This window comes from Micromonospora sp. NPDC093243 (assembly GCF_044753725.1).
Lineage (GTDB): Bacteria > Actinomycetota > Actinomycetes > Mycobacteriales > Micromonosporaceae > Micromonospora.
Map to the genome: position 1 here is coordinate 776,910 of NZ_JBIVNT010000004.1, position 22,841 is coordinate 799,750.

The 22,841-nt window shown below is 72.7% G+C and carries 25 protein-coding genes; 16 read left to right on the forward strand and 9 right to left on the reverse strand.

What is annotated here, in order from left to right; translation table 11 throughout:
- Window positions 1-25: 25 nt before the first annotated feature.
- Together ACIP9D_RS17405 and mshA are read right to left on the reverse strand one after the other, a co-directional pair.
- Window positions 26-538, reverse strand: coding sequence for a YbjN domain-containing protein (locus ACIP9D_RS17405; protein WP_350875724.1), 513 nt, complete (start codon window positions 536-538; stop codon window positions 26-28).
- A 76-nt stretch (window positions 539-614) separates the two neighbouring features.
- Entirely contained in the window at window positions 615-1,979 is a 1,365-nt protein-coding gene (mshA, locus tag ACIP9D_RS17410) for a D-inositol-3-phosphate glycosyltransferase (RefSeq protein WP_350875726.1), read from the reverse strand.
- Between the two features lie 190 nt (window positions 1,980-2,169).
- Here mshA and ACIP9D_RS17415 point away from each other — a divergent pair, with 190 nt between their 5' ends.
- Together ACIP9D_RS17415 and ACIP9D_RS17420 are read left to right on the forward strand one after the other, a co-directional pair.
- Entirely contained in the window at window positions 2,170-2,937 is a 768-nt protein-coding gene (locus ACIP9D_RS17415; RefSeq protein WP_350875728.1) for an SDR family oxidoreductase, read from the forward strand.
- Window positions 2,938-2,944: 7 nt separating this feature from the next.
- Window positions 2,945-3,742 carry a class I SAM-dependent methyltransferase gene (locus ACIP9D_RS17420; RefSeq protein WP_350875730.1) on the forward strand — a complete coding sequence of 266 codons (798 nt, stop codon included), beginning with the start codon at window positions 2,945-2,947 and terminating at the stop codon, window positions 3,740-3,742.
- A gap of 138 nt (window positions 3,743-3,880) precedes the next feature.
- Here ACIP9D_RS17420 and ACIP9D_RS17425 read toward each other — a convergent pair whose 3' ends face one another.
- Window positions 3,881-4,972 carry a UDP-N-acetylmuramate dehydrogenase gene (locus ACIP9D_RS17425; RefSeq protein WP_350875732.1) on the reverse strand — a complete coding sequence of 364 codons (1,092 nt, stop codon included), beginning with the start codon at window positions 4,970-4,972 and terminating at the stop codon, window positions 3,881-3,883.
- Between the two features lie 70 nt (window positions 4,973-5,042).
- On the opposite strand from ACIP9D_RS17425, the gene ACIP9D_RS17430 reads away from it, so the two are divergent.
- The 8 genes from ACIP9D_RS17430 to ACIP9D_RS17465 all read left to right on the forward strand — a co-directional run bounded on the left by ACIP9D_RS17430 (window position 5,043) and on the right by ACIP9D_RS17465 (window position 13,043).
- Window positions 5,043-5,804 carry a maleylpyruvate isomerase family mycothiol-dependent enzyme gene (locus tag ACIP9D_RS17430; protein WP_350875734.1) on the forward strand — a complete coding sequence of 254 codons (762 nt, stop codon included), beginning with the start codon at window positions 5,043-5,045 and terminating at the stop codon, window positions 5,802-5,804.
- A 203-nt stretch (window positions 5,805-6,007) separates the two neighbouring features.
- Entirely contained in the window at window positions 6,008-7,312 is a 1,305-nt protein-coding gene (locus ACIP9D_RS17435) for an extracellular solute-binding protein (RefSeq protein ID WP_350875736.1), read from the forward strand.
- 70 nt (window positions 7,313-7,382) lie between these two features.
- Window positions 7,383-8,384: a sugar ABC transporter permease gene (locus tag ACIP9D_RS17440; RefSeq protein ID WP_350875738.1), complete on the forward strand. Its 1,002-nt coding sequence runs from the start codon at window positions 7,383-7,385 to the stop codon at window positions 8,382-8,384.
- Window positions 8,381-9,214 (forward strand): carbohydrate ABC transporter permease, encoded by an 834-nt coding sequence (locus tag ACIP9D_RS17445; protein WP_350875740.1) that lies wholly within the window; start codon window positions 8,381-8,383, stop codon window positions 9,212-9,214. Before ACIP9D_RS17440 ends, ACIP9D_RS17445 begins: the two co-directional genes overlap by 4 nt.
- A complete protein-coding gene (locus ACIP9D_RS17450; RefSeq protein WP_350875742.1) occupies window positions 9,211-10,593 on the forward strand; it encodes a GH1 family beta-glucosidase in 1,383 nt (460 codons plus the stop codon). The genes ACIP9D_RS17445 and ACIP9D_RS17450 overlap by 4 nt, the downstream gene beginning before the upstream one ends.
- A 16-nt stretch (window positions 10,594-10,609) precedes the next feature.
- Window positions 10,610-11,617, forward strand: coding sequence for a LacI family DNA-binding transcriptional regulator (locus ACIP9D_RS17455; protein WP_350875744.1), 1,008 nt, complete (start codon window positions 10,610-10,612; stop codon window positions 11,615-11,617).
- A gap of 135 nt (window positions 11,618-11,752) precedes the next feature.
- Entirely contained in the window at window positions 11,753-12,145 is a 393-nt protein-coding gene (locus ACIP9D_RS17460; RefSeq protein ID WP_350875834.1) for a RidA family protein, read from the forward strand.
- Complete coding sequence (locus ACIP9D_RS17465; protein WP_350875746.1) at window positions 12,138-13,043, forward strand: GNAT family N-acetyltransferase; 906 nt, start codon at window positions 12,138-12,140, stop codon at window positions 13,041-13,043. Before ACIP9D_RS17460 ends, ACIP9D_RS17465 begins: the two co-directional genes overlap by 8 nt.
- Before the next feature lie 31 nt (window positions 13,044-13,074).
- On the opposite strand, the gene ACIP9D_RS17470 is transcribed toward ACIP9D_RS17465, so the two are convergent.
- Window positions 13,075-13,587: an O-acetyl-ADP-ribose deacetylase gene (locus ACIP9D_RS17470; protein WP_350875748.1), complete on the reverse strand. Its 513-nt coding sequence runs from the start codon at window positions 13,585-13,587 to the stop codon at window positions 13,075-13,077.
- A 1-nt stretch (window position 13,588) separates the two neighbouring features.
- A complete protein-coding gene (locus ACIP9D_RS17475) occupies window positions 13,589-14,440 on the reverse strand; it encodes an EI24 domain-containing protein (RefSeq protein ID WP_350875750.1) in 852 nt (283 codons plus the stop codon).
- Between the two features lie 125 nt (window positions 14,441-14,565).
- On the opposite strand from ACIP9D_RS17475, the gene ACIP9D_RS17480 reads away from it, so the two are divergent.
- The 5 genes from ACIP9D_RS17480 to ACIP9D_RS17500 are packed head-to-tail and all read left to right on the forward strand — an operon-like array spanning window position 14,566 to window position 19,165.
- On the forward strand, window positions 14,566-15,474 hold the full coding sequence (locus ACIP9D_RS17480) for an ABC transporter ATP-binding protein (protein WP_350875753.1): 909 nt from the start codon (window positions 14,566-14,568) through the stop codon (window positions 15,472-15,474).
- Window positions 15,475-15,486: 12 nt separating this feature from the next.
- Window positions 15,487-16,221: an ABC transporter permease gene (locus tag ACIP9D_RS17485; RefSeq protein ID WP_350875755.1), complete on the forward strand. Its 735-nt coding sequence runs from the start codon at window positions 15,487-15,489 to the stop codon at window positions 16,219-16,221.
- An 11-nt stretch (window positions 16,222-16,232) separates the two neighbouring features.
- Window positions 16,233-17,501, forward strand: a complete 1,269-nt coding sequence (locus tag ACIP9D_RS17490) for a sensor histidine kinase (RefSeq protein ID WP_350875757.1) — start codon at window positions 16,233-16,235, stop codon at window positions 17,499-17,501.
- Window positions 17,498-18,139, forward strand: coding sequence for a response regulator transcription factor (locus tag ACIP9D_RS17495; protein ID WP_350875759.1), 642 nt, complete (start codon window positions 17,498-17,500; stop codon window positions 18,137-18,139). Before ACIP9D_RS17490 ends, ACIP9D_RS17495 begins: the two co-directional genes overlap by 4 nt.
- Window positions 18,140-18,157: 18 nt before the next feature.
- On the forward strand, window positions 18,158-19,165 hold the full coding sequence (locus ACIP9D_RS17500) for a YafY family protein (protein WP_350875761.1): 1,008 nt from the start codon (window positions 18,158-18,160) through the stop codon (window positions 19,163-19,165).
- Here the strand turns inward: ACIP9D_RS17500 and ACIP9D_RS17505 are convergent.
- Window positions 19,156-20,070, reverse strand: coding sequence for an SDR family oxidoreductase (locus ACIP9D_RS17505; RefSeq protein WP_350875762.1), 915 nt, complete (start codon window positions 20,068-20,070; stop codon window positions 19,156-19,158). The genes ACIP9D_RS17500 and ACIP9D_RS17505 overlap by 10 nt on opposite strands.
- 77 nt (window positions 20,071-20,147) lie before the next feature.
- On the opposite strand from ACIP9D_RS17505, the gene ACIP9D_RS17510 reads away from it, so the two are divergent.
- Entirely contained in the window at window positions 20,148-20,843 is a 696-nt protein-coding gene (locus ACIP9D_RS17510) for a DNA polymerase beta superfamily protein (RefSeq protein WP_350875836.1), read from the forward strand.
- Between the two features lie 50 nt (window positions 20,844-20,893).
- Here the strand turns inward: ACIP9D_RS17510 and ACIP9D_RS17515 are convergent, their stop codons facing one another.
- The 3 genes from ACIP9D_RS17515 to ACIP9D_RS17525 are packed head-to-tail and all read right to left on the reverse strand — an operon-like array spanning window position 20,894 to window position 22,841.
- Window positions 20,894-21,631 (reverse strand): alanyl-tRNA editing protein, encoded by a 738-nt coding sequence (locus tag ACIP9D_RS17515; RefSeq protein WP_350875764.1) that lies wholly within the window; start codon window positions 21,629-21,631, stop codon window positions 20,894-20,896.
- Between the two features lie 11 nt (window positions 21,632-21,642).
- Entirely contained in the window at window positions 21,643-22,530 is an 888-nt protein-coding gene (locus ACIP9D_RS17520; protein ID WP_350875766.1) for an alpha/beta hydrolase, read from the reverse strand.
- Window positions 22,527-22,841, reverse strand: coding sequence for a DUF2516 family protein (locus ACIP9D_RS17525; protein ID WP_350875768.1), 315 nt, complete (start codon window positions 22,839-22,841; stop codon window positions 22,527-22,529). The genes ACIP9D_RS17520 and ACIP9D_RS17525 overlap by 4 nt, the downstream gene beginning before the upstream one ends.

Genomic DNA, 22,841 nt, shown 5'->3' on the forward strand with positions numbered 1-22,841 from the left:
CGCACCGCGCGGGGCGGCATACCCGTCAGGACGGCTCCGAACCTCCGGACGGCTCGAAGAGGTGGGCGAACGCGGCAAGGTTCGCGGTCGACTCACCGCGCTTGACCCGCCACTCCCACTCCCGCCGGATCGAGCTGCCGAAGCCGATCTCCAGCATGGTGTCGAAGGACTCGTCGGAGTACGACAGCACCGCGCCGAAGATGCGGTCCAGCTCCTCGGCGTCGACGCCGGCCGGGTTGACCCGGCCGGTCAGGTAGACGTCGCCGACCGCGTCGATGGAGAAGGACACCGCGTACATCCGGGCGTTGCGCTGCAACAGCCAGGCCCACAGCTCCTCGCGCCGCTCGTCGGGCTGGCGCATGACGAACGCCTCGACCCGTAGCGCGTGCTCGCCGACGATCAGGTTGCAGATGGTCTTCAGCTTGTGGGTGCCGGGCAGGGTCACCGCGTACGACTGCGGCCCGGTCCGCTCCCAGGCCAGCTCCCGCTCGTCGCAGACCGACTCGATCAGGCTGCCAAGATCGCTCTTCCCGCTCACCGAACCCACTCTACGGTCGCAGCCGCCCGGCCACCGGATGGGCAGCCGGGCGGGGGTGGGCCCCGTCAGAGCGGAGTCACCACGAGCAGGAGAGGGCGGGGTCACCGGCGAGTTCGGCGGCGAGACGCTCCCGGTGCGCGACCATCGCCTCGCCGTACACGCTCAGCAGCCTGGTGACCGTGCGGTCCCAGGAGAAGCTGTGCGCGTGCCGTTCGGCGCCCCGGGCCAGCGTGGCGCGGCGCAGCCGGTCCGGCAGCAACTGGCCGAGCGTACGGGCCCAGTCGACCGGGTCGTGGCCGTCGATCAGCACCCCGCTCACCTGGTCGCGGACCGCGGTGACCAGGCCGCCCACGGCGGCGGCCAGCACGGGCGTACCGCACGCCTGGGCCTCCAGCGCGACCAGGCCGAACGACTCGTTGTGCGACGGCACCGCGACCAGGTCGGCGGCCCGGTAGAGGGCCGGCAGGTCGTCGCCGGTCTGCGGCGGCAGGAAGCACACCCGGTCGGCGACGCCGAGCGAGGCGGCCAGCTCGATCAGGGCGGTGGGCCGGTCCAGCCCGCTGCCGCTCGGGCCACCGCAGATCACCACGGTCAGCTCCTCGGCCAGCGCCGGGTCGCGCTCGCGGAGCGCGGCGACGGCCCGCACCAGCACGTCCGGCGCCTTCAGCGGCTGGATCCGGCCGACGAACGCCACCACGTACCCCCGGGTGGGCAGGCCCAGCCGGCGGCGGGCGGCGACGGTGGCGCTGGCCCGGTCCCCGGTGGCCGGGCGGAACCGGTCCAGGTCGACGCCGGGCTGCACGACCGCGACGCGGGCCGGGTCGGCCGCGTACCGCTCGATGAGGTCACGGGCCTCGACCCGGGTGTTGGCCACCAGCCGGTCGGCCTCGGCGACCACCTGCTCCTCGCCGATCACCCGCGCCTTCGGCTCCGGCCGGTCACCGACGGCGAGCTGGGCGTTCTTCACCTTGGCCAGCGTGTGGGCGGTGTGCACCAGGGGCACCCCCCATCGCTCCTTGGCCAGCCACCCGACCTGGCCGGAGAGCCAGTAGTGCGAGTGGATCAGGTCGTAGTGGCCGGGCGGGCGGGCAGCCTCGGCGCGGAGCACCCCGGCGGTGAAGGCGCAGAGCTGGCCCGGCAGCTCCTCCTTCGTCAGCCCCTCCAGCGGGCCGGAGGTGACGTGCCGGACCTGCACGCCGGGGGCCATCTCGACCACCGGGGGCAGGTCGCCCGAGGTGGCCCGGGTGAAGATCTCGACCTCGACGTTCGCCTCGGCGAGCCGACGGGCGACCTCCAGGATGTAGACGTTCATGCCGCCGGCGTCGCCGGTGCCGGGCTGGTGCAGCGGTGAGGTGTGCACCGACAGGGTGGCGATCCGTCGGGGCCGCGGCCACGGTCGGGCACCTCGCTGACGACCCACGCCGGTGTGCAGTTCCGCCACGTCCGCTCCTTCTGTCACGGTTGATGCCGTCTGGCACGACCGGCGCTTCGGTCAACCTTTACGCCGGTTGACATCTTCCCCATCGGGCTTCGGAAATGCCTCGCGGCGGCCGACCGGCGTGACGGACCTCATCGCGGACGCCCACCCGCCCGCCCGGATCGACGGCACGGGCGGGGGTGACAATGGCCGGATGACCTCTGTCGCCATCGTCACCGGAGCGTCCAGCGGGATCGGCGCGGCCACCGCTCGCCGACTCGCCGCCGAGGGTTTCCACGTGCTCGCCGCTGCCCGACGCACCGATCGGCTCACCGACCTGGTCAAGGAGATCACCGCCGCCGGTGGCCAGGCCACCGCGGTGGCCTGCGACGTCACCTCGGACGAGTCGGTCGCCGCGCTGGCCGAGGCGGCTGCGGCCGCGCCAGGGCCGGTCACCCTGCTGGTGAACAACGCCGGCGGCGCGCGAGGGCTGGACCCGGTGGAGTCCGGGTCGCTCGGCGACTGGCAGTGGATGTACGACGTCAACGTGCTCGGCACGCTGCGGGTCACCCAGGCCCTGCTGCCCGCGCTGGAGGCGTCCGGGGCCGGCACCATCGTGATCGTCTCGTCCACCGCCGGATTCACCGTCTACGAGGGCGGCGGTGGCTACACCGCGGCCAAGCACGCGCAGACCGCGATCGCCGGGACGCTGCGGCTGGAGCTCAACGGGCGGCCCGTCCGGGTGATCGAGGTCGACCCGGGGATGGTGAAGACCGAGGAGTTCGGGCTGGTCCGCTTCGACGGCGACACCGAACGGGCGGCGGCGGTCTACGCCGGGGTGGCCGAGCCACTGGTCGCCGAGGACGTGGCCGACTGCATCGCCTGGTGCGCCACCCGCCCGCACCACGTCAACGTGGACCGGCTGGTGGTCCGCCCGCTCGCGCAGGCCGCTCAGCACAAGGTGCACCGGGTCGGCCAGTGAAGACCGGATGACCGGACCGACGCGGCGCCGGCCGTACGGCGTGGTCACCCGGGGCACCACCAACCCCAACCGGCTCCGCCGGGTGGACAACTGGATCGTGGCCAACTGCGGCGACCTGCTCCGCGCCGCGGCCGACCCGCTGGTGGTGGACCTCGGCTACGGGGCGACCCCGGTCACCGCGGTGGAGTTGCGCGCCCGGCTCGCCACCGGGGTCCGCGCCGACGTCCGGCTGGTCGGGCTGGAGATCGATCCGGCCCGGGTGGCCGCCGCGACGCCGGCCGCCGACCCGCCGGGGCTCACCTTCGGCCGGGGCGGGTTCGAGCTGGCCGGTCTGCGCCCGGTGCTGGTCCGCGCGCTCAACGTTCTCCGCCAGTACGACGAAAGCGAGGTGGCCGGAGCCTGGCGGACGATGACGGCCGCGCTGGCCCCCGGCGGTGTGCTGGTGGAGGGCACCTGCGACGAGCTGGGCCGGTTGGGCGGCTGGCTGCTGATCGACGCCGAGGGGCCGCGTTCGCTGACCCTGGCCGCGCGGCTCGCCACCCTGACCAGCCCGGCCGAGCTGGCCGAGCGGCTGCCGAAGGCGCTGATCCACCGCAACGTCCCCGGTGAGCCGGTGCACGACCTGATCCGCGCCCTGGACGACGCCTGGCAGGCCGCGGCCGGCTACGCGACCTTCGGCCCGAGGCAGCGCTGGCTGCACGCCGTCCAGTCCCTCAAGGACACCGGCTGGCCGGTCCTGGACCGCCCTGCCCGCTGGCGCCTGGGCGAACTAACCGTCCCCTGGCCCGCCGTAACCCCCCGCTAACCCCCCGCGCCCGCCCTGACGCGGTCGATCATGGACTTGTGGTGCCTGGATTACGGGCCTTCGGGGGTTTTGTCACCCACCACAACTGCATGATCGACGCGGGTCAGCAGGGTTCGTGCGAGCGCGAGGGTTCGGGGGTCAGATGGTGCAGTTGATGAGGACGGGTTCGGGGTGGAGGGTGACGGCGAAGCGGGCGTGTACGCCGTCACGGATCTCGCGGGCCAGGGCGACCAGGTCGGCGGTGCTGGCCCGGCCACTGCGGTTGGTCAACGCCAGCGTGTGCTTGCTGGAGATGGCGACGCCACCGGGACCCGGGTGGCCCTTGCCGAAGCCGGCCTTGTCGATCAGCCAGGCGGCGCTCACCTTGACCACGTCGCCGGCACCCGGCCAGGACGGCGGCTCGCCCAGGTCGGCGGCGCGCTCACGGAGCAGCTCGTACGCCGCGCGGTCCAGCACCGGGTTGGTGAAGAACGAGCCGACCGAGCGGGTGTCCGGGTCGGTCGGGTCGAGCACCATGCCCTTGCCGCCCCGCAGTCGCAGCACGGCCGCGCGGGCGTCGGCCAGCGGCACCCGGTCGCCGACCTCGACGCCGAGCGCGCGGGCCAGTTCGGCGTAGCGCACCGGGCCGGAGAGCGGCGAGCGGGTCAGCCGGAAGTCAACCGACAGCACCACCCAGCGGTCGCTGTACTTGAAGATGCTTCCCCGGTAGGCGAAGCCGCAGTCCGCGGCGGCGATCCGGCCGGTGGTCCCCTCGACCCGGTCGTGCACCTCGACGCCGGTGATCGTCTCGGCGACCTCCTGGCCGTACGCGCCGACGTTCTGGATCGGGGTGGCGCCGGTGGAGCCCGGGATGCCGGAGAGGCACTCCAACCCGGACCAGCCGTTGGCCACGGTCGCGGCGACCAGGTCGTCCCACGGCTCGCCGGCCTCGACCCGTACGGTCACCGTGTCGGCGTCCTCGGCGACCACCCGCAGCCCGCGGGAGCGGACCAGCACCACCGTGCCGGGGAACCCGGCGTCGCCGATCACCACGTTGCTGCCCCCGGCGAGGATCAGCACCTGCTCGTCCCGACCGCCGGCCTCCCGGACCGCCCGTACGATCTCGTCGGCGCTGGTCGCCGGCACGATCCGGGCGGCCGGCCCGCCCGTCCGCAGGGTGGTGTAGCTGGCCAGGAGACTCACGTCGGCCGGGTCGGTTCCGGTTGTCGGCTGGGCGTAGACGTCTGACACACCTTTCACCCTAGGCTGAGGGGTAGCCGCGGCACCCACTGGTGGCCGGGTCACCCCCGGGAGGATGGCGATGAGCAGACTGCATGGCACGAAGGACTTCTGGATCGGCGCTCTCCGGGCGGAGGGCCCGTCGTTCGCCGCGGCGGTGGCCGAGGCCCCGGCCGAGACACCGGTGCTCTCCTGCCCTGGCTGGACCGTCGCCGACCTGACCCTGCACCTGGGTAGCTGCTACCACTGGGTGTCCTCGTTCGCCGGCTCCGGGTCGACGACCGCCCCGGCCAAGCGTCCCGAGCCGGTCGATCCCGGCCCGGGCGTCACCCCGCTCGAGTACTGGCAGCGCGGATACGACCAGCTGATGGCCCTGTTCGAGGGCCTCGACCCGGAGGCCCCGGCGTGGAACTGGGCGCCGCAGCCGAAGCGGGCCGGCTTCTGGCCCCGCCGGATGGCGCACGAGACCGCGGTGCACCGCTGGGACGCCCAGCTCGCCATCGCCGCCGGTGAGCCGATCGAGGCGAAGCTCGCGGCCGACGGGGTGAGCGAGGTGCTGGACACCTGGCTCCCGGCGGGCCGGCGGCGCGCCGAGGGGCAGTGGCACGGGGTGGTGCAGCTCGCCGCGGTGGACGCGGCGCAGTCCTGGTATCTGCGGCTGCGCGGCGAGGGGGTGGCGCTGCTGGACACCGACACCATCCTCGACCACGACGACCACCACGCCCGGGCGCAGGTCACCGGCACGGCCAGCGACCTGCTGCTGGCGCTCTGGGGCCGGATCAGCTTCGACACCCTGGACATCACCGGCGACCCCACCCTGCTGGACGGCCTCCGGCTCAGCTGACCCGGGCCCGATCCGGCAGCCTTTCCCGCGCAGCAGCGGCCATTCCCACCGGAATGGCCGCTGCTGTCGTCTTCGGGCTCCGGAACGGATCGCTGAGAGCGCTCTCTTGACATGTGTCGAAGCGCACACCACCCTGTCGTGAGAGCGCTCTCTCGGATTCGTACCCACCACCACCCACCCGACCTGAGAGGGGTCCGATACTGATGGGTGTCATTGCGCGTCGCCGCCTCGCGGCGGTGGCCCTCGCCGCCACCACCGCCCTGGTCGTCACCGCCGGCTGCGGCGGCGGCGACGCCGCCGAGGACGGCCCGATCACGCTCACCGTGGACGTGTTCGGCCAGTTCGGCTACGAACAGCTCTACCAGGAGTACATGGCCGCCCACCCGGACGTGAAGATCGTCGAGCGGGGGACCGGGGGCAACCTCGACGAGTACTCACCGAAGCTCACCCAGTGGCTCGCCGCCGGCAAGGGCGCCGGCGACATCGTCGCCATCGAGGAGGGGCTGCTGGTCGAGTACAAGGCCAACCCGGACAACTTCGTCAACCTGCTCGACCACGGCGCGGCAGAGCTCAAGGGCAACTTCCTGGAGTGGAAGTGGAACCAGGGAATGACCGCCGACGGCAAGCAGCTGATCGGGCTCGGCACCGACGTCGGCGGCATCGCGATGTGCTACCGCAAGGACCTCTTCGCCAAGGCCGGCCTGCCGACCGAGCGTGACGCGGTGTCCAAGCTCTGGCCGACCTGGCAGGACTACATCGCCACCGGCGAGAAGTTCAAGGCCGCGAACACCGGGGCGTCGTTCCTGGACGGTGCCACCAACACCTTCAACACGATCCTGCTCCAGACCGCCGGCAACACCTCGGGCTACAGCTACTACGACACCAACAACAACCTGGTCGTCGACAGCAACCCGGCCGTGAAGCAGGCCTACGACACCACGGTGGACATCATCGACTCCGGCCTGTCCGGCAAGTACGGCTCCTGGTCGGAGGAGTGGGTCTCCGCGTTCAAGCAGTCGAAGTTCGCCACCATCGCCTGCCCCGCCTGGATGACCGGGGTCATCGAGGGCAACTCCGGGCCGGCCGCCAAGGACAAGTGGGACATCGCCAAGGTGCCCGGCAACGGCGGCAACTGGGGCGGATCGTTCCTCGCCGTACCCAAGCAGAGCGAGCAGCGGGCCGAGGCGATCGAGCTGGCCAAGTTCCTCACCAGCGCCAAGGGTCAGATCGGCGCGTTCAAGGCCAAGGGCCCGCTGCCCTCGTCGCCGCAGGCACTCGACGACCCGGCCATCGCGAACGCGACAAACGCGTACCTGTCCGGGGCGCCGGTCGGGCAGATCTTCGCCGCCGGCGCGAAGAGCCTGAAGCCGGTCTACATGGGCCCCAAGAACCAGGCCGTGCGCACCGAGGTGGAGAACGCGGTGCGGACCGTCGACCTGGGCCAGCGCAGCCCCGAACAGGGCTGGACCGACGCGGTGACCAACGCGAAGAAGGCCGCCGACAAGTAGCCCGAGCCAGCGGGCGGGCGGGCTCCGGACACCGGAGTCCCGCCCGCGCCGTGGAGAGGAGTCCCCGGGCATGACCGTCCAGCTCGACGCCCGCCCGCCGGCCGCGCCCGCGCCCGGCCCCCGGCACCGGTCGCGGGAGGGCCGGCTCAGCCGGCTCGACACGCGCTACTCGCCGTACCTCTACATCGCGCCGTTCTTCCTGCTCTTCGCGATCTTCGGGGTGTACCCGCTGGGCTACACCCTCTGGGTCTCGCTGCACGACTGGGACCTGCTCGGCAGCGACCACCCGTTCGTCGGGGCGGAGAACTACACCCGGCTGCTGGCCGATGCCGACTTCTGGCACGCGGTGGTCAACACCCTGGGCATCTTCGTCATCTCGACCGTTCCGCAGCTGCTCGCCGCGCTCTGGTTGGCCAACCTGCTCAACCGGCGGCTCCGGTTCCGCACCGGCTGGCGGATGGCGGTGCTGATCCCCAACGTCACGTCCACCGCCGCGGTGGCGATCGTGTTCGGAGTGCTCTTCGGCCGTGAGTTCGGCATGGTCAACTGGCTGCTCGACGTGGTCGGGCTGGACGCGGTGGACTGGAAGTCCAACCGGGTCGCCTCCTGGGTGGCCATCTCGGCCATGGTCGACTGGCGGTGGACCGGCTACAACGCGCTGATCTTCCTGGCCGCGATGCAGGCGATCCCGCGCGACCTCTACGAGTCGGCGGCGATCGACGGGGCGAACCGGGCGCGGCAGTTCTGGTCGATCACCGTGCCGCTGCTGAAGCCGACGATCATCTTCTGCGTCATCATCTCCACCATCGGCGGGTTGCAGCTCTTCACCGAGCCCCGGCTCTTCCACTCCGGCACCAACCCGATCCGGGGCGGGCCACTGCGCGAATCACAGACGGTGACCATGTACATGTTCGAGAACGCCTTCGCGCCGCACTACAACTTCGGCTACGGCTCGGCGGTCGCCTGGCTGCTCTTCGCTCTGATCGCCGTCGTCGCGGCGATCAACGTACTGGTCATCCGGCGGCTCGGCGGAACGCCGGGCGCCCGAGCGATGAAGCGGGGCCTGCGATGAGCCGCCTCTGGCGGGCCAGCCCGCTGACGTACGGCGCCCTGATCCTCGCCGCGGTCATGTCGATCTTCCCGATCTACTGGATGTTCGTGGTGGCCAGCCGCTCCAGCGACGCCATGGGTCAGGTGCCACCACCGGTCACCCCCGGCGGCAACCTGGGCGCGAACATCGCGCGGCTCTTCGACAACACCGACGCGTACTTCCTGACCGGCCTGATCAACTCGACGATCGTGGCGACCACCGTCACCGTCTCGGTGGTCTTCTTCTCCAGCCTGGCCGGGTTCGCCTTCGCCAAGCTGCGCTTCCGCGGTCGCAACGCGCTGTTGCTGGTGATCATCGCGACCATGATGGTGCCGACCCAGCTCGGCGTCATTCCGCTCTACCTGCTGATGACCAAGCTGAACTGGAACGACCGGCTGCCGGCCGTGATCGTGCCCGCGCTGGTCACCGGGTTCGGGGTGTTCATGATGCGGCAGTACGCCGGCCAGGCGGTCAGCGACGAGCTGATCGAGGCGGCCCGGATGGACGGCTGCGGCACCGCCCGGATCTGGTGGAACGTGGTGGTGCCCGCGCTTCGCCCGGCCGCCGCCGTGCTCGGGCTGCTCACCTTCATGACCACCTGGAACGACTTCCTCTGGCCGTACGCTGTGCTGAACGACCCGGAGAACCCGACCGTTCAGCTCTCCCTGCGGGCGCTCTCGGACGGGTACTACCAGGACATGTCGCAGGTCTTCACCGGGACGGCCCTCGCGACGCTGCCGCTGCTGCTGGTCTTCGTCCTGTTCGGCCGCCAGATCATCGGCGGGATCATGGAAGGTGCGGTCAAGGCGTGACTGAACTCCGATTTCCCGAGAACTTCCTCTGGGGCGCCGCCACCGCCGCGTACCAGATCGAGGGCGCGACCCACGACGACGGTCGGGGCCCATCCATCTGGGACACCTTCAGCCGCACCCCGGGAAAGGTGTATCAGGGGCACACCGGAGACGTCGCCTGCGACCACTACCACCGGTACGCCGACGACGTGGCGCTGATGGCCGAGCTGGGGCTGCGGGCGTACCGCTTCTCGGTTGCCTGGCCCCGGATCCAGCCCGACGGCACCGGCCCGGTCAACCCGCGCGGGCTGGACTTCTACGACCGGCTGGTGGACGCCCTGCTCGACCGGGGGATCGACCCGATCGTGACGCTCTACCACTGGGACCTGCCGCAGACGCTGGGTGACCGGGGTGGCTGGACCAACCGGGAGACCGCCGAACACTTCGCGACCTACGCCACCGCGATGTACGCGCGCCTGGGCGACCGGGTGGACGTCTGGACCACGCTCAACGAGCCGTGGTGCTCGGCGTACCTCGGATACGGCAGCGGTGTGCACGCTCCCGGCGAGCAGCACCCGGCTGCCGCCTTCACGGCCGTACACCACCTGCTGCTCGGACACGGCCTGGCGGCCCGGGCGCTGCGCGCGGCCGGCGCGCGCACCGTCGGGATCACCCTGAATCCGGCCGACGTACGCCCCGCGGACGAGTCCAGCGCCGCCGACGCCGCGGCAGTACGCCTGGTCGACGGGCTGCACAACCGGATCTTCCTGGATCCGCTGCTGGCCGGTGGCTACCCGGAGGACGTGCTGGAGCACCTGAGCCGGATCGTCGAGCCGACCTTCATCCGGGACGGCGACGAGAAGCTGATCGCCGCCCCGATCGACCTGCTCGGCATCAACTACTACCAGCCGACCTACGTCGCCGGCCGGCCGGACGGCGCCGGCGGCGGTGGCACCTACCCGGGCACCGACGGCGCGGTGGAGTTCCTGCCACCGGTCGGGCCGCTCACCGAGATGGGCTGGATGGTGGAGCCGGCCGGGCTGACCCGCCTGCTGGAGCGGATCGCCACCGACTACCCGGGCGTGCCGCTGCTGATCACCGAGAACGGCGCGGCGTACCCGGACAAGCCCGGCACCGACCCGACCGACGGTCCGGGCCGGGTCGCCGACACCGACCGGATCGCCTACCTCGACGGTCACCTGCGCGCGGCGCACGAGGCGATCTCCCGGGGCGTGGATCTCCGCGGTTATCTCGTATGGTCGTTCCTGGACAACTTCGAGTGGGCTGAGGGCTACCGCAAACGGTTCGGGATCGTGCACGTCGACTACCTGAGCCAGCGTCGCACACCGAAGTCCAGCGCCCGGTGGTACCAGGAGGTGATCTCCCGGAACGGGCTGTGACGGGGGGTTGGCGGCGATGACGACGGCGCAACGGCCGACGCTCGAAGAGGTGGCCCGGCGGGCCGGGGTGTCCCGGGCCACCGTTTCACGGGTGGTGAACGGCTCCACCACGGTGGCCGAACCGATCCGGGAGGCGGTCCAGCGGGCCGTGGCCGAGCTGGGCTACGTGCCGAACCTGGCCGCCCGCAGCCTGGTGACCCAGCGGACCGACTCGGTCGCCCTGGTCATGCCCGAGGCGGCCACCCGGGTCTTCTCCGACGACCAGGTCTTCCCCGGCATCATCCGGGGGGTCAGCCAGGAGCTGGAGGCGGCTGACAAGCAGCTGGTGCTGATGCTGGCCGGCTCGCCGGCCGGGCACGCCCGGGTGGAGCGCTACACCACCGGGCGGCACGTCGACGGAGTGCTCTTCGCCTCGCTGCACGGCGCCGACCCACTGCCCGGCACGCTCGCCCGGCTCGGCATCCCGGTGGTGTGCAGCGGTCGCCCGCTCGGCGACGTCCCGGTGCCGTACGTGGACGTCGACCACGTCGGCGGGGTCACCGCGGCGGTACGGCACCTGATCGACACCGGCCGGCGGCGGATCGCCACCATCGCCGGCCCGCAGGACATGGTGGCCGGCATCGAGCGGCTCGCCGGCTACCGGCAGGCGATGGCGGCGGCCGGGCTGCCGGAGCGGGTGGCGACCGGCGACTTCACCCGGGAGTCCGGGGCGGCGGCCATGCGCGAACTGCTCGACGCCGACCCCGACCTGGACGCGGTCTTCGCCGCCTCCGACCTGATGGCGCACGCCGCGCTGCGCACGCTGCGCGAGGCGGGCCGGCGGGTGCCCCAGGACGTCGCGGTGATCGGCTTCGACGACATCGAGACGGCGGCCTACACCGAGCCGCCGCTGACCACCGTCCGGCAGCCGATCCAGGAGATCGGCCGGCAGATGACCCGGCAGCTGCTCCGGCTGGCGGCCGGCGGGACGATCGAGCCGGCCATGATGCTGCCCACCGAGCTGATCCTTCGCGACTCCGCCTGACGGCTGCCGAGGCGCGTCCAGCCCGGCGACGGCGGCCCGGCCGGCGGGTACGACCCGCCGGCGAGGGCCGCGAGCCGGCCGGTTAATGGGTCGATCGGTGCGGCGGCGCGCCGTATCGTCCCCGCCGTGACGAGCCTGATCCCCGTGCCCGCCCTCACCGACCGCGTCGAGTACGCGTACGCGGCCACCGTCGAACCCTCGACCAGGCTGGTGTTCACCGCCGGCGCCTGCCCGCTGGACGCCGAGGGGCGGACGGTCGCGCCCGGTGATCACGCCGCGCAGGCCCGGCAGGTGCTCGCCAACCTGGAAACGGCCCTCGCGGCCGCCGGCGCCGGTCTCGCCGACGTCGTCAAGACGACCGTCTACGTGGCCTCCGCCGAGCGGGCGGACCTGGTCACGGTCTGGCAGGTGGTCCGGGACGCGTTCGGCGACCACGAACCACCCAGCACCCTGCTCGGGGTGGCCGTGCTCGGCTACCCCGACCAACTGGTCGAGGTCGAGGCGGTCGCGGCGGTGCGCAATGGCTGACGTCCGGATCCGCACCGCCACCCCCGACGACGCGCCCGGCGTGGTCGCGCTGCGCACGCTGGTCCACCCGTACCTGGTGCGCGGGGTGGCGTCGACCCGGCTGATGATCGCCGAACCCCCGCCCGGCGAGGAGTGGACGGCGTTCGTCGCCGAAGTCGGCGACCGGGTGATCGGCTGGGTGTCGGCGTACCGCAACATCCGGACGTCCGAGGCCGACTTCGGCGAGGTCTCGCTGCTGCACGTCGACCCGGAGCAGCGGCGCCAGGGGGTCGGCGAGGCGCTGCTGGGCGAGGCGCTGGGCCACCTCCGCCACCTCGGGGTGCGCCGGGTCCGCGCCTGGGCGCAACCGGAGGCGCTGCCCTTCGCCCGCCGGCACGGCTTCACGCCCAGCCGGGAACTGCGCTTCTCGGCGCTCGACCTGCGTCCCGCGCCGCCGATGCCGCCGGCGCCCCCGGGCGTACGGCTGCTGCCGCTGGACGAGGTGGACCCGCACCGGATGTACCGGGCCGAGATCGCGACCGCCGCCGACGAGCCGGGCGACGTGGCCTCCGACGCGATCAGTTACGAGGTCTGGCAGTACGACGTCTGGCAGAACCTCGGCCTGGACAAGGCGGCCAGCACGGCCGTCGAGGCGGACGGCGAACTGGTGGCGTTCAGCGTGGTCAAGCGGGACGGCGACCGGATGTGGTCGGACTTCACCGGCACCCTGCCCGAGCACCGCGGGCGTGGCCTCGCCCGGCTGGCCAAACAGGCGGCCCTGCACCGGGCCGCCGCCGGTGGGGTGCGGATCGCGTACACCTCGAACGACGAGGCGAACGCGCCGATGCTGGCGATCAACGCCCGGCTCGGCTACCGGCCGGTGGCCGCCCACTGGTCCTGCCTCGCCGAACTGACCTGACGACCACGACCGGCCCGGTCCGCAGCCGCCGTCAGCCGGCGAGCACCTGCTCGGCGATCCGGTGGGTGTCGGCGCCGAAGAGCACCAGCCGGGCCTGCGTGACGGTGGCCGGGGCGGCGGCCCGCAGCACCGTCAGCGCCTGCCGGACGGCGTCGTCCACCGGCCAGCCGTAGATGCCGGCGGAGACGAGCGGAAAGGCCACCGTCGCCGCCCCCAGTTCGTCGGCCACTCGCAGGCTGTTCGCGTAGCAGTCGCGCAGCAGCGCCGCGCGGTCCTCGGTGGCCGACCAGACCGGCCCGACGGTGTGGATCACCCAGCGGGCCGGCAGGTCGCCCGCCGTGGTGGCCACCGCCTGCCCGGTCGGCAGGCCGCGGCCGTACCGGGACGCGCGCAGCGCCCGGCACTCGGCCAGGATGGCCGGCCCACCCCTGCGGTGGATCGCGCCGTCCACGCCGCCCCCGCCGAGCAGCGAGGAGTTCGCGGCGTTCACGATCGCGTCCACCCGCTGGGTGGTGATGTCCCCCTCGACCAGGCTGATCTCCACGTCATCGCTCCTCGACCGGCTCGCCGGGCGACCGCCGGTCCTCGATCGGCTGCCCGAGCGACCGCCGGGCCAGCAGGGTCGCGCCGGCCACCGCGGCCGGCATGATCAGTACGGCGCCGAGCGGGATCAGGAAGCAGAGGAAGACCGCCACTCCGAAGCCGAGCGCGGTCGGCCGGTCCGCCTTCAGCAGCGCGCGGCGCTGCGGCAGTCGCATCCCGCGCCGGTAGAAGGGCGCGCCGACCAGCTCGACGGCGAGGAACCAGCCACCCACCGCCGCCCCGATCACCGGGACCACCGTCTGGCCGACCACCGGGATGAAGCCGGCGACGAAGAGCGGGATGCCGACCAGGGCGGTGAGCGCCACCAGGCGTACCGAGTCGGCCATGCTGCGGCGCAGCGACGAGAAGAACGGCACGTCGACCGCGCCCGGCGTGCCGCCGTGCCGCTCCTCCACCCGCTCGGAGATCTTCTCGTAGAACGGGTCCCCGATCACCAGGGTGACCGCGGTGAAGGTGAGCACGCCGAGCAGCCCACCGAGCCCCAGGAAGGCCAGCCCGGCGATCACCCGGACCAGGCTGCGCCCGGTGGTCGACCAGTCGTCGGCGAACGGTGTCACCAGCGCCGCCAGGTCGTCCACGAACCACACCAGGGCGGCGAGCGCGCCGAGGAAGAGCGCGCCGGAGATCAGCGCCGGCACGACGCCGAGCAGCATCAGGCCGGGGCTGCGCACGTAGAGACCGAGGCCGCGCAGGAGCAGTCCCGCTCCGGCGAGGAAGCGGCCGAGGGTCCCGGTGACCGGGCGGGCGATGCTGCTGACGTCCACGAGCGAAGAGCCTAGTTGCCGCCGGCACATCAACCGGTCGGTGGATCGCCGGGGTCAACCGCGGCCGGCGGAGATCACCAACGGCCGGTCGATCCGCCGGCGCGCCCGCGCCGCCACGCTGAACAGGTACGAGTACAACGGCGAAAGGCGGCGCGATGCCGGTCATCGAGGTGACCAGTCTGCACAAGAGATACGGCGAGCTGGTGGCCGTGGACGACGTGTCGTTCGCGGTGGAGGCCGGGGAGATCTTCGGCATCCTTGGCCCGAACGGCGCGGGCAAGACCACGACGGTGGAGTGCGTGTCCGGGCTGCGCGTCCCTGACGGGGGCGGGGTGTCGGTCCTCGGGCTCGACCCCCGCCGGGACGCGGCCCGGCTCCGCCAGCTGGTCGGAGTGCAGCTCCAGGAGAGTCAGCTGCCGGACCGGCTCCGGGTGGCCGAGGCGCTGGAGCTGTACGCCTCCTTCTACCGTGACCCGGCCGATCCGGCCGCGTTGATGGACAAGCTGGGCCTGGGCGACAAGCGAAACACCGCGTACAAAGACCTCTCAGGCGGCCAGAAGCAACGGCTCTCCATCGCGCTGGCGCTGGTCGGCAACCCGAAGATCGCCGTCCTGGACGAGCTGACCACCGGGCTGGACCCGCAGGCCCGGCGGGACACCTGGGGCCTCATCGAACAGGTCCGGGACAGTGGGGTGACGATCGTGCTGGTCACCCATTTCATGGAGGAGGCCGAGCGGCTCTGCGACCGGGTCGCGGTGATCGACCAGGGGCGGGTCGTCGCGCTGGACAGCCCAGCCGGCCTGGTGTCGACAGTGGCTCCTGAGCAGCGGGTCCGGTTCCGGCCGTCCGCCCCGGTCGACGACCGGCTACTCGCCGACCTGCCCGAGGTTGTCTCCGTGCACCGCACCGGCGGCCAGGTGGTGGTAACCGGCACCGGTGACGTGCTGCACGCTGTCACCTCGGTGCTCGCCCGCAACCAGATCGTCGCCGCCGACCTGCGGCTGGAGCAGTCCACCCTCGACGACGCCTTCGTCGAGCTGACCGGGCACCGGCCCGCCGACTAAGGGGGAACCGACATGCACGCCTTCGGGCAGATCCTCAAGATCGAGACGAGACTCTACCTGCGGGACCGTTCCACCCTGTTCACCATCATCGGGTTGCCGCTCCTGCTGCTCGTGGTGTTCGGGTTCATCCCCGCAGCGCGCCAGCCGGATCCACTCTTCGACGACCGGACCTTCATCGAGTACTTCGCCCCTTCGCTGCTGGTGATCACGCTCGCCATGGCGGGGGTGAACATCCTGCCCACGGTGCTGGCTACCTACCGGGAACGGGGCGTACTGCGCCGGCTAGCCACCACCCCGGCCAGCCCCGCCGCGCTGCTGGCCGCCCAACTGGTCATCTCGCTCGGCGCGATCCTGGTCAGCGCGGTGCTGCTCATCGCGGTCGCCCGGCTGGCGTTCGGCGTGCCGCTGCCGCGGCACCCGCTCGGTTTCGCGCTGGCCTTCGTCCTCGGCACGGCGGCCCTGCTGGCGCTGGGTCTGCTGGTGGCGGCGGTGGCCCGGACCACCAAGGCGGCGCAGGCGCTGGCCGTGCCGTTGTTCCTGGTCACCATGTTCTTCGGCGGGGTCTACGTGCCCCGGTTCATCCTGCCCGACCTGCTGGTCCGGATCGGTGACTACACACCACCCGGTGTGCAGGCACTGCTCGACGCCTGGACGGTCGCCTCACCACAGCCGCTGCACCTGGCGATAATGGCGGTGATCGCCGTGCTGGCCGGTACCGCCGCGGCGAAACTGTTCCGCTGGGAATGAGCGAGGGCCCGATGACCAGCACCGCCGAACAGGTCGACCGACTAGCCGCCTGGGAGGCCCGGGAAGTGGGCGTCCACCGGGTGGTGCCGTACGTCGGGCTGGCCGTCGGGGCAATGCTCACCACGGCCGCGCCGGCACCGGGAGGCCTCTCGCTGGCCCCTGACCTGCTCGTCGCCGCGGCGGCGGCGTGCTGGGTCGCCTGGTTCGTCAACCTGCACCCCGCTTGGACGACCCGGCGCAGGCTGATGGCCGTCTACTACGTCGGGCTGCTCGCGTTCGGCGCCGTGCTGGTGGTCGACAGTCCGTGGTACGGCTTCTTCGCCTGGGCCGGTTTCCTGCATGCGTTCGTGCTGCCCGGCAACTGGCGGTTCGCCGGGGTGGCCGCCTCGTCCGTCCTGGCGGCCACCGCGCAGAGCGCGGGCCTGCCGTCGTCCCTGTCGCACTGGCTGCTCTGGTCGGTGCTGGTGGCGTTCAACCTGGGCGTGGCCAGCGCGGTGACCTGGTTCGGCACCATCAGCGACCGGCAGAACGCCAACCGCAAGCGGTTGGTCGCGGAGCTGGCCGAGACGAACCGCCGGTTGTCCGAGACCATGCGGGAGAACGAGGGGCTGCACGCCCAACTGCTCACCCAGGCCCGCGAGGCCGGCGTGACCGACGAGCGGCAGCGGATGGCCAGGGAGATCCACGACACGCTGGCCCAGGGCCTCACCGGCATCATCACCCAGCTCGAAGCGGCCGGGCAGGCCCGGGACCGGCGGTCCGACTGGCAGCGGCACGTGGACACCGCGGTCGCCCTGGCCCGCGAGAGCCTCACCGAGGCGCGCCGCTCGGTGCGGGCCGTCCGCCCCGAGGCGCTGGAGTCCGGCCGGCTGCCCGACGCGCTCGCCGAGCTGACCCGACGCTGGTCGGCGATCAACGAGGTGCGGGCCGAGGTAAGCGTGACCGGGGACGCCCGCGCGCTGCATCCGGAGGTCGAGGTGACGCTGCTCCGGGCCGCCCAGGAGGCGCTGGCCAACGTGGGCCGGCACGCCAAGGCGTCCAGGGTCGGGTTGACCCTCTCGTACATGGCGGACGTGGTCACTCTGGACGTCCGCGACGACGGGGTGGGCTTTGACCTCGCCGATCGGTTGGCGCCCCGGGGCCCGGACGGCGGGTACGGACTGACCGCCATGCGACAGCGGGTGACCGGCGTTGGCGGCGAATTGGCTGTCGAGTCCGAGCCGGGCGGTGGCACCGCCGTCTCGGCGTCCGTGCCCGCGCTCGCCGGAGGTGCCGATTGACCACGCCCGTACGGCTGCTGATCGTCGACGACCACCCCGTGGTGCGGGACGGGCTGCGCGGCATGTTCACCGGCGATCCGGGCTTCGAGGTGGTCGGCGAGGCCGGCGACGGCGCCGAGGCGCTCGCGCTGGCCGCCCACCTGCACCCGGACGTCGTGCTGATGGACCTGCGGATGCCCGGGATGGACGGGGTGACCGCGATCGGGCGGTTGGCCCGCTCCGGCAGCCCCGCCAAGGTGCTGGTGCTGACCACCTACGACACGGACGCGGACGTGCTGCCGGCGATCGAGGCGGGTGCCACCGGCTACCTGCTCAAGGACGCGCCTCGCGAGGACCTGGTCCGGGCGGTGCGGGCTGCGGCGCGGGGGGAGTCCGTGCTCTCCCCCAGCGTGGCCGGCCGGCTCATGGGGCGGCTCCGCGCACCCGACGAGGAGCCGCTGAGCCAGCGCGAGTTGGAGGTGCTCACCCTGGTGGCCCGCGGCTCGTCGAACCGGGAGACCGCCGCCCGGCTCTTCATCAGCGAGGCCACCGTCAAGACGCACCTGCTGCACGTGTACGCCAAGCTCGGGGTCAACGACCGGGCCGCGGCGGTGGCCGCCGCGTACGACCGGGGCCTGCTCACCCCCGGCGGGCGGTGACCGGGGCAGGATGGACCGGTGCGGGCGTCCCGGTTGATCTCGTTGGTGCTGCTCCTCCAGTCTCGGGAGACGATGACCGCGGCCGAGCTGGCCCGGGAGCTGGAGGTCTCCGAGCGGACCGTCTACCGGGACGTGCTCGCGCTCTCCGCCGCCGGGGTGCCGGTCTACGCCGACCGGGGCCGGGCCGGCGGCTACCGGCTGCTCGGCGGCTACCGGACCCGGCTGACCGGGCTGACCCGTGACGAGGCGGAGGCCCTCTTCCTCGCCGGGCTACCCGGGCCGGCCGGCGACATGGGGCTGACCGACGCGCTCGCCGCCGCCGAGCTGAAGGTGCTGGCCGCCCTGCCGCCCGCGCTGCGGGACGCGCCGGCCCGGGCCGGTCAGCGGTTCCATCTGGACGTGCCGGGCTGGTTCCGGGAGGCCGGGCCGCCGCCGTGGCTCAGCGAGCTGGCCGGCGCGGTCTGGCGGGACCGGGTGGTCGAGCTGCGCTACCGGCGGGGCGACCGCGAGGTCGACCGCACGGTCCGGCCGTACGGGCTCGTGCTCAAGAGCGGGGTCTGGTATCTGGTCGGCCGGGTCGGCGACGACGCGCGCACCTACCGGGTGGACCGGGTGACCGGGGTCGAGGTGGGCACCGAGGGCTTCGACCGGGACGAGGGCTTCGACCTGGCCCGGTACTGGCGGGAGCAGGCCGGGGCGTTCCTGCGCAGAATGCTGCGCGACCAGGTCACCGTCCGGCTCGGCCCCGCCGGCCTGCGCCAGCTCCGGCACCTGGTGGACGCCCCCTTCGTGTACGAGGAGGCGGTGGCCGCCGCCGAGGGACCCGACGGGCAGGGCCGGCTGGTGCTGCGCCTGCCCGTCGAGTCCGTGCGGGTGGCGTACCACCAACTGCTCTCGCTCGGCCCCGAGGTGGAGGTGCTCGACCCGCCCGAGCTGCGGGAGCTGATGGCCGGGGCCGCCGCGCGGATGGGCCGGCTCTACGCCGACTCGCGCCCGGCCGACCCCGGCCCGCCGGATCAGCGGTAGCCGGTGTCGTCCGCCGCCTTACCGACCGCAACCACCTCGTCGTGATAGCGCGCCCACTCTGGTCGGGTCCCGTCGAGGTCGGTGAAGCCGTACACCCGGGACAGCCCGCCGCTGTCCACGGACTGGCCGTGCCAGCGGGCCCGGTCCGGGTCGGCGGCGAGGGCCGCGACCGCGCGACCGACGAAGGCCGGCGTCTCGGACATGACGAAGTGCGGTTCCTTCGCCGCGCCGGCACGCCAGTTCTCCTCGGTGACCCCGAAGTGCTCGAGCATCGCCTCGGATCGCAGCCAGCCCGGGGTGAGCGCGACCGACGTGCCACCGTGCGGCGCCAACTCGTGCGCCCAGATGAACCCGAGCCGGTTGACCGAGACCTTGGCCAGGTCGTAGAAGACCGAGAGCCGGTACGTCTGGTCGTTGTACGCCTTCGTACCGTCGCCGATCTCCACCACCAGACCGCCGGGCCGGCGGATCAGCAGCGGCAGCGCGAAGTGGCTGGTGATGATGTGCGTGTCGATGGCCAGCCGCAGCGTCCGGAAGCCGGCCTCCAACGGTTGCTCCCAGACCGGCTTCTCCCAGGTGATCAGCGGATCGCCGCCCCAGATGTCGTTCACCAGCACGTCGAGGCGGCCCTGCTCGGCGTCGATCCGGGCGACCAGGTCCCGGACCTGCTCGGCGACCAGATGGTCGACCACGACGGCGATGCCCGTACCGCCGGCCGCGGTGACCAGCTCGGCGGTCTCCTCGATGGTCTCCGGCCGGTCCATCTCCGAGCGGCCGGCTCGGCTGCTGCGGCCGGTGGCGTAGACGGTGGCCCCGGCCGCCCCGAGCTGGACGGCGATCTGCCGGCCCGCGCCCCGGGTCGCCCCGGCGACCAGCGCGACCTTTCCTGTCAGCGGTTTCGTCATGGATCCGAGGCTGTCACCGATACCTGACAGCCGAAGTCCAGTTTTCGGATCGGGTGTCGTCCGTCATGCTCGCCGGCATGCACCTGCTGCTCTCCGGCGTCGTCGGCTCGGTCGCGTACGGTCTGGCCGGCCCGGGCTCGGACACCGACCGGATCGGCGTCTTCGCCGTGCCGACGGTCGCGCTGCACGGCCTGCGCCCGCCCCGCGAATCGGTGGTCACCATCGACCCGGACGTGACGCTGCACGAGGCCGCGAAGTGGTGCCGCCTGGCGCTGAGCGGCAATCCGACCGCCACCGAGCTGGCCTGGCTGCCCGACGACTGCTACGAGACCCGCACCGAGTTCGGCGAACGGCTGATCGCCATCCGGTCGGCCTTCCTCAGCGCGCCCCGGGTCCGGGACGCCTACCTGGGGTACGCGGGACAGCAGTTCCGCAAGCTGGAGTCGCGTGCCGACGGCAGCTTCTCCGCCGACACCCGACGGCGCACCTCGAAACACGCCCGACACCTGGCCCGGCTGGTGCACCAGGGCCGGCTGCTCTACGCCACCGGCGTGCTGGAGATCCGGCTCGCCGACCCGCAGTGGTTCCGGGGATTCGGCGACCGGGTGGCCGGCGGCGAGCTGGCCGAGGCGCGGGCGCTGCTGGCCGAGGCCGAGCAGGACTTCGACCGGATCCGCACTCCGCTGCCGGACCGTCCGGACGAGGCGACGGTGGAACGTTGGCTGCTCGACGTGCGGGCCGCTCACCTGCCCGCGGAGCTGAGCCCCCGCTGACCTGCCCCACCCGGCATCGCTGAGCCCGCGCTCAACTGGCGGGGGTCGGGTCAGTCCAGCAGCCGGACGCGGACCCGGCGGTTGGCGCGGCCCTTGCTCTCCACCTTGACCACCTGCACCTTGCCGATCTGGGCGGTGGAGGCGACATGGGTGCCGCCGTCGGCCTGCACGTCCAGCCCCACGATGTCCACGATCCGCACCTCCCGCTCCTCAGGCGGGATCAGATTGGACTGGGTACGGATGATGTCCGGCAGCGCCAGTGCCTCCGACCGGGGCAGCACCCGGACCGCGACCGCCCGGTCGGCGGCCACCTCGACGTTGACCAGCTCTTCGATCCGGGTCTTGAAATCGGGCGGCACCTCGGGAAGGTTGAAGTCCATCCGGGCTTCGCCGGGCTCCATGTTGCCGCCGGTGACCAGCGCGCCGAAGTCGCGGAACACCACGCCGCAGAGCACGTGCAGACCCGAGTGGGTACGCATCAACCGGGTGCGCCGCTCGTCCTCGACCGCGCCGGTCACCGCGGTGCCGGCCGGTGGCACCGGGTCACCCTCGGCGGGGATCAGCCAGAGGTCGTCGCCCTTGCGGGTGCCGACGATGCGGGTCTGTACGCCCTGCCAGAGCAGCACTCCGTGGTCGGGTGGCTGCCCGCCGCCGCCGGGGTAGAAGGCCGAGCGGTCCAGCACGATGCCCTGTTCCGGGTCGGCGTGCAGCACCGTGCACTCCCACTCGCGCAGGCTCGGATCGGCGAGGTCCAGCCGGTGCGTCCGGCCGTGGTGTGTGACGCCCATGTCAGGGCACGTTACTCGTTGAGGAAGCCGGATATCCGCGCCCGCAGATCGGCGCGCTCCGACCAGAGCACGCCGGGCCGGTCGTACACGTGCAGGGTGGCCGCCGGCAACGCGGCGGCGAGCTGCTCGGCGACCTCGACCGGGTGCAGGTCGTCGCCGGCACAGCCGATCACCAGCGCCGGGGCGGTGACCGCGCCCAGCGCGCCGACGTCCGGCAGCGCGACCTGCTCCGGCAGGCCGGCTAGCCCGGGGGCGAGCCCGTCGCGGAGCAACTGGTCCAGGCGCTGCCGCAGGTAGGCCCAGCCGGCCGGGGTGTTACGCACGGCGGCCGGCAGCTCGACGGAGACCACCTCCGCGACCGCCGACGCGTCGCCGCTCTGCACCGCCTCCAGCAACGCGGTCAACCGCTGCCGGGCCACCTCGCCGCGCGGTCGGTCGAGCACCGCGGGCAGGAAGAAGACCATCCGCTCGAAGCGGTCCGGGCTCTCCACCAGCAGCCGGCAGAGCGCGCCGGCGCCGAGGCTGGCGCCAAACGCCCTGGTGGCACCGCCCAGGTCGGCGATCGCCCGCAGGTCGCGGGCCAGGTCGGGGTAGCTCCACGGCCCGGGTGGCGCATCGGAGCGGCCGTGCCCGCGGAACTGGAAGAAGAGCTTCCGACCGGCCACTCCGCTGCCGAACGGCCGGGTCGTGGCGATGCCGTTGCCCAGCCCGTGCGCGAAGACGGTGACCGGGTCACCGGCGCCGGTGACCAGCCGCTCCAGGCGTACCCCGTGCGGCGTGGTGACCAGCTCGGTCTCCGGTTCGGGCAGCGCCGGTCGGCCGGTCCGCGGCCCGCCCGGGCCGGGGCCCCAGGTGCGCGGCCCGCCGTCCGGCGGAGGCGGCCAGCGAAAACCTCTCACCAGAAGCCTTTGCCGTCGCTCAGGTCGCGCAGCCCGACCCGGACGTCGAGCAGGTAGATGAGAGCGGCGGCGATGCCGATCAGTCCGAAGAGGCTGATCGGGCCGAAGCCGAGCAGGGTCAGCACGAGGCAGACCGCCAGGATGGCGATCCAGCCGCCCTTGGGCAGGGTGCCGATGGCGGCGAAGGCGTCGGATCGCTGGGTGATGGCGTGCACCAGCGCGACGCCTTGGATGATCAGCGCGAAGACGAGCAGAACCAGCTCGATCACGTAGCGGACTTCGAAGGCGAAGATCGGCGCGGCGTTGGCCAT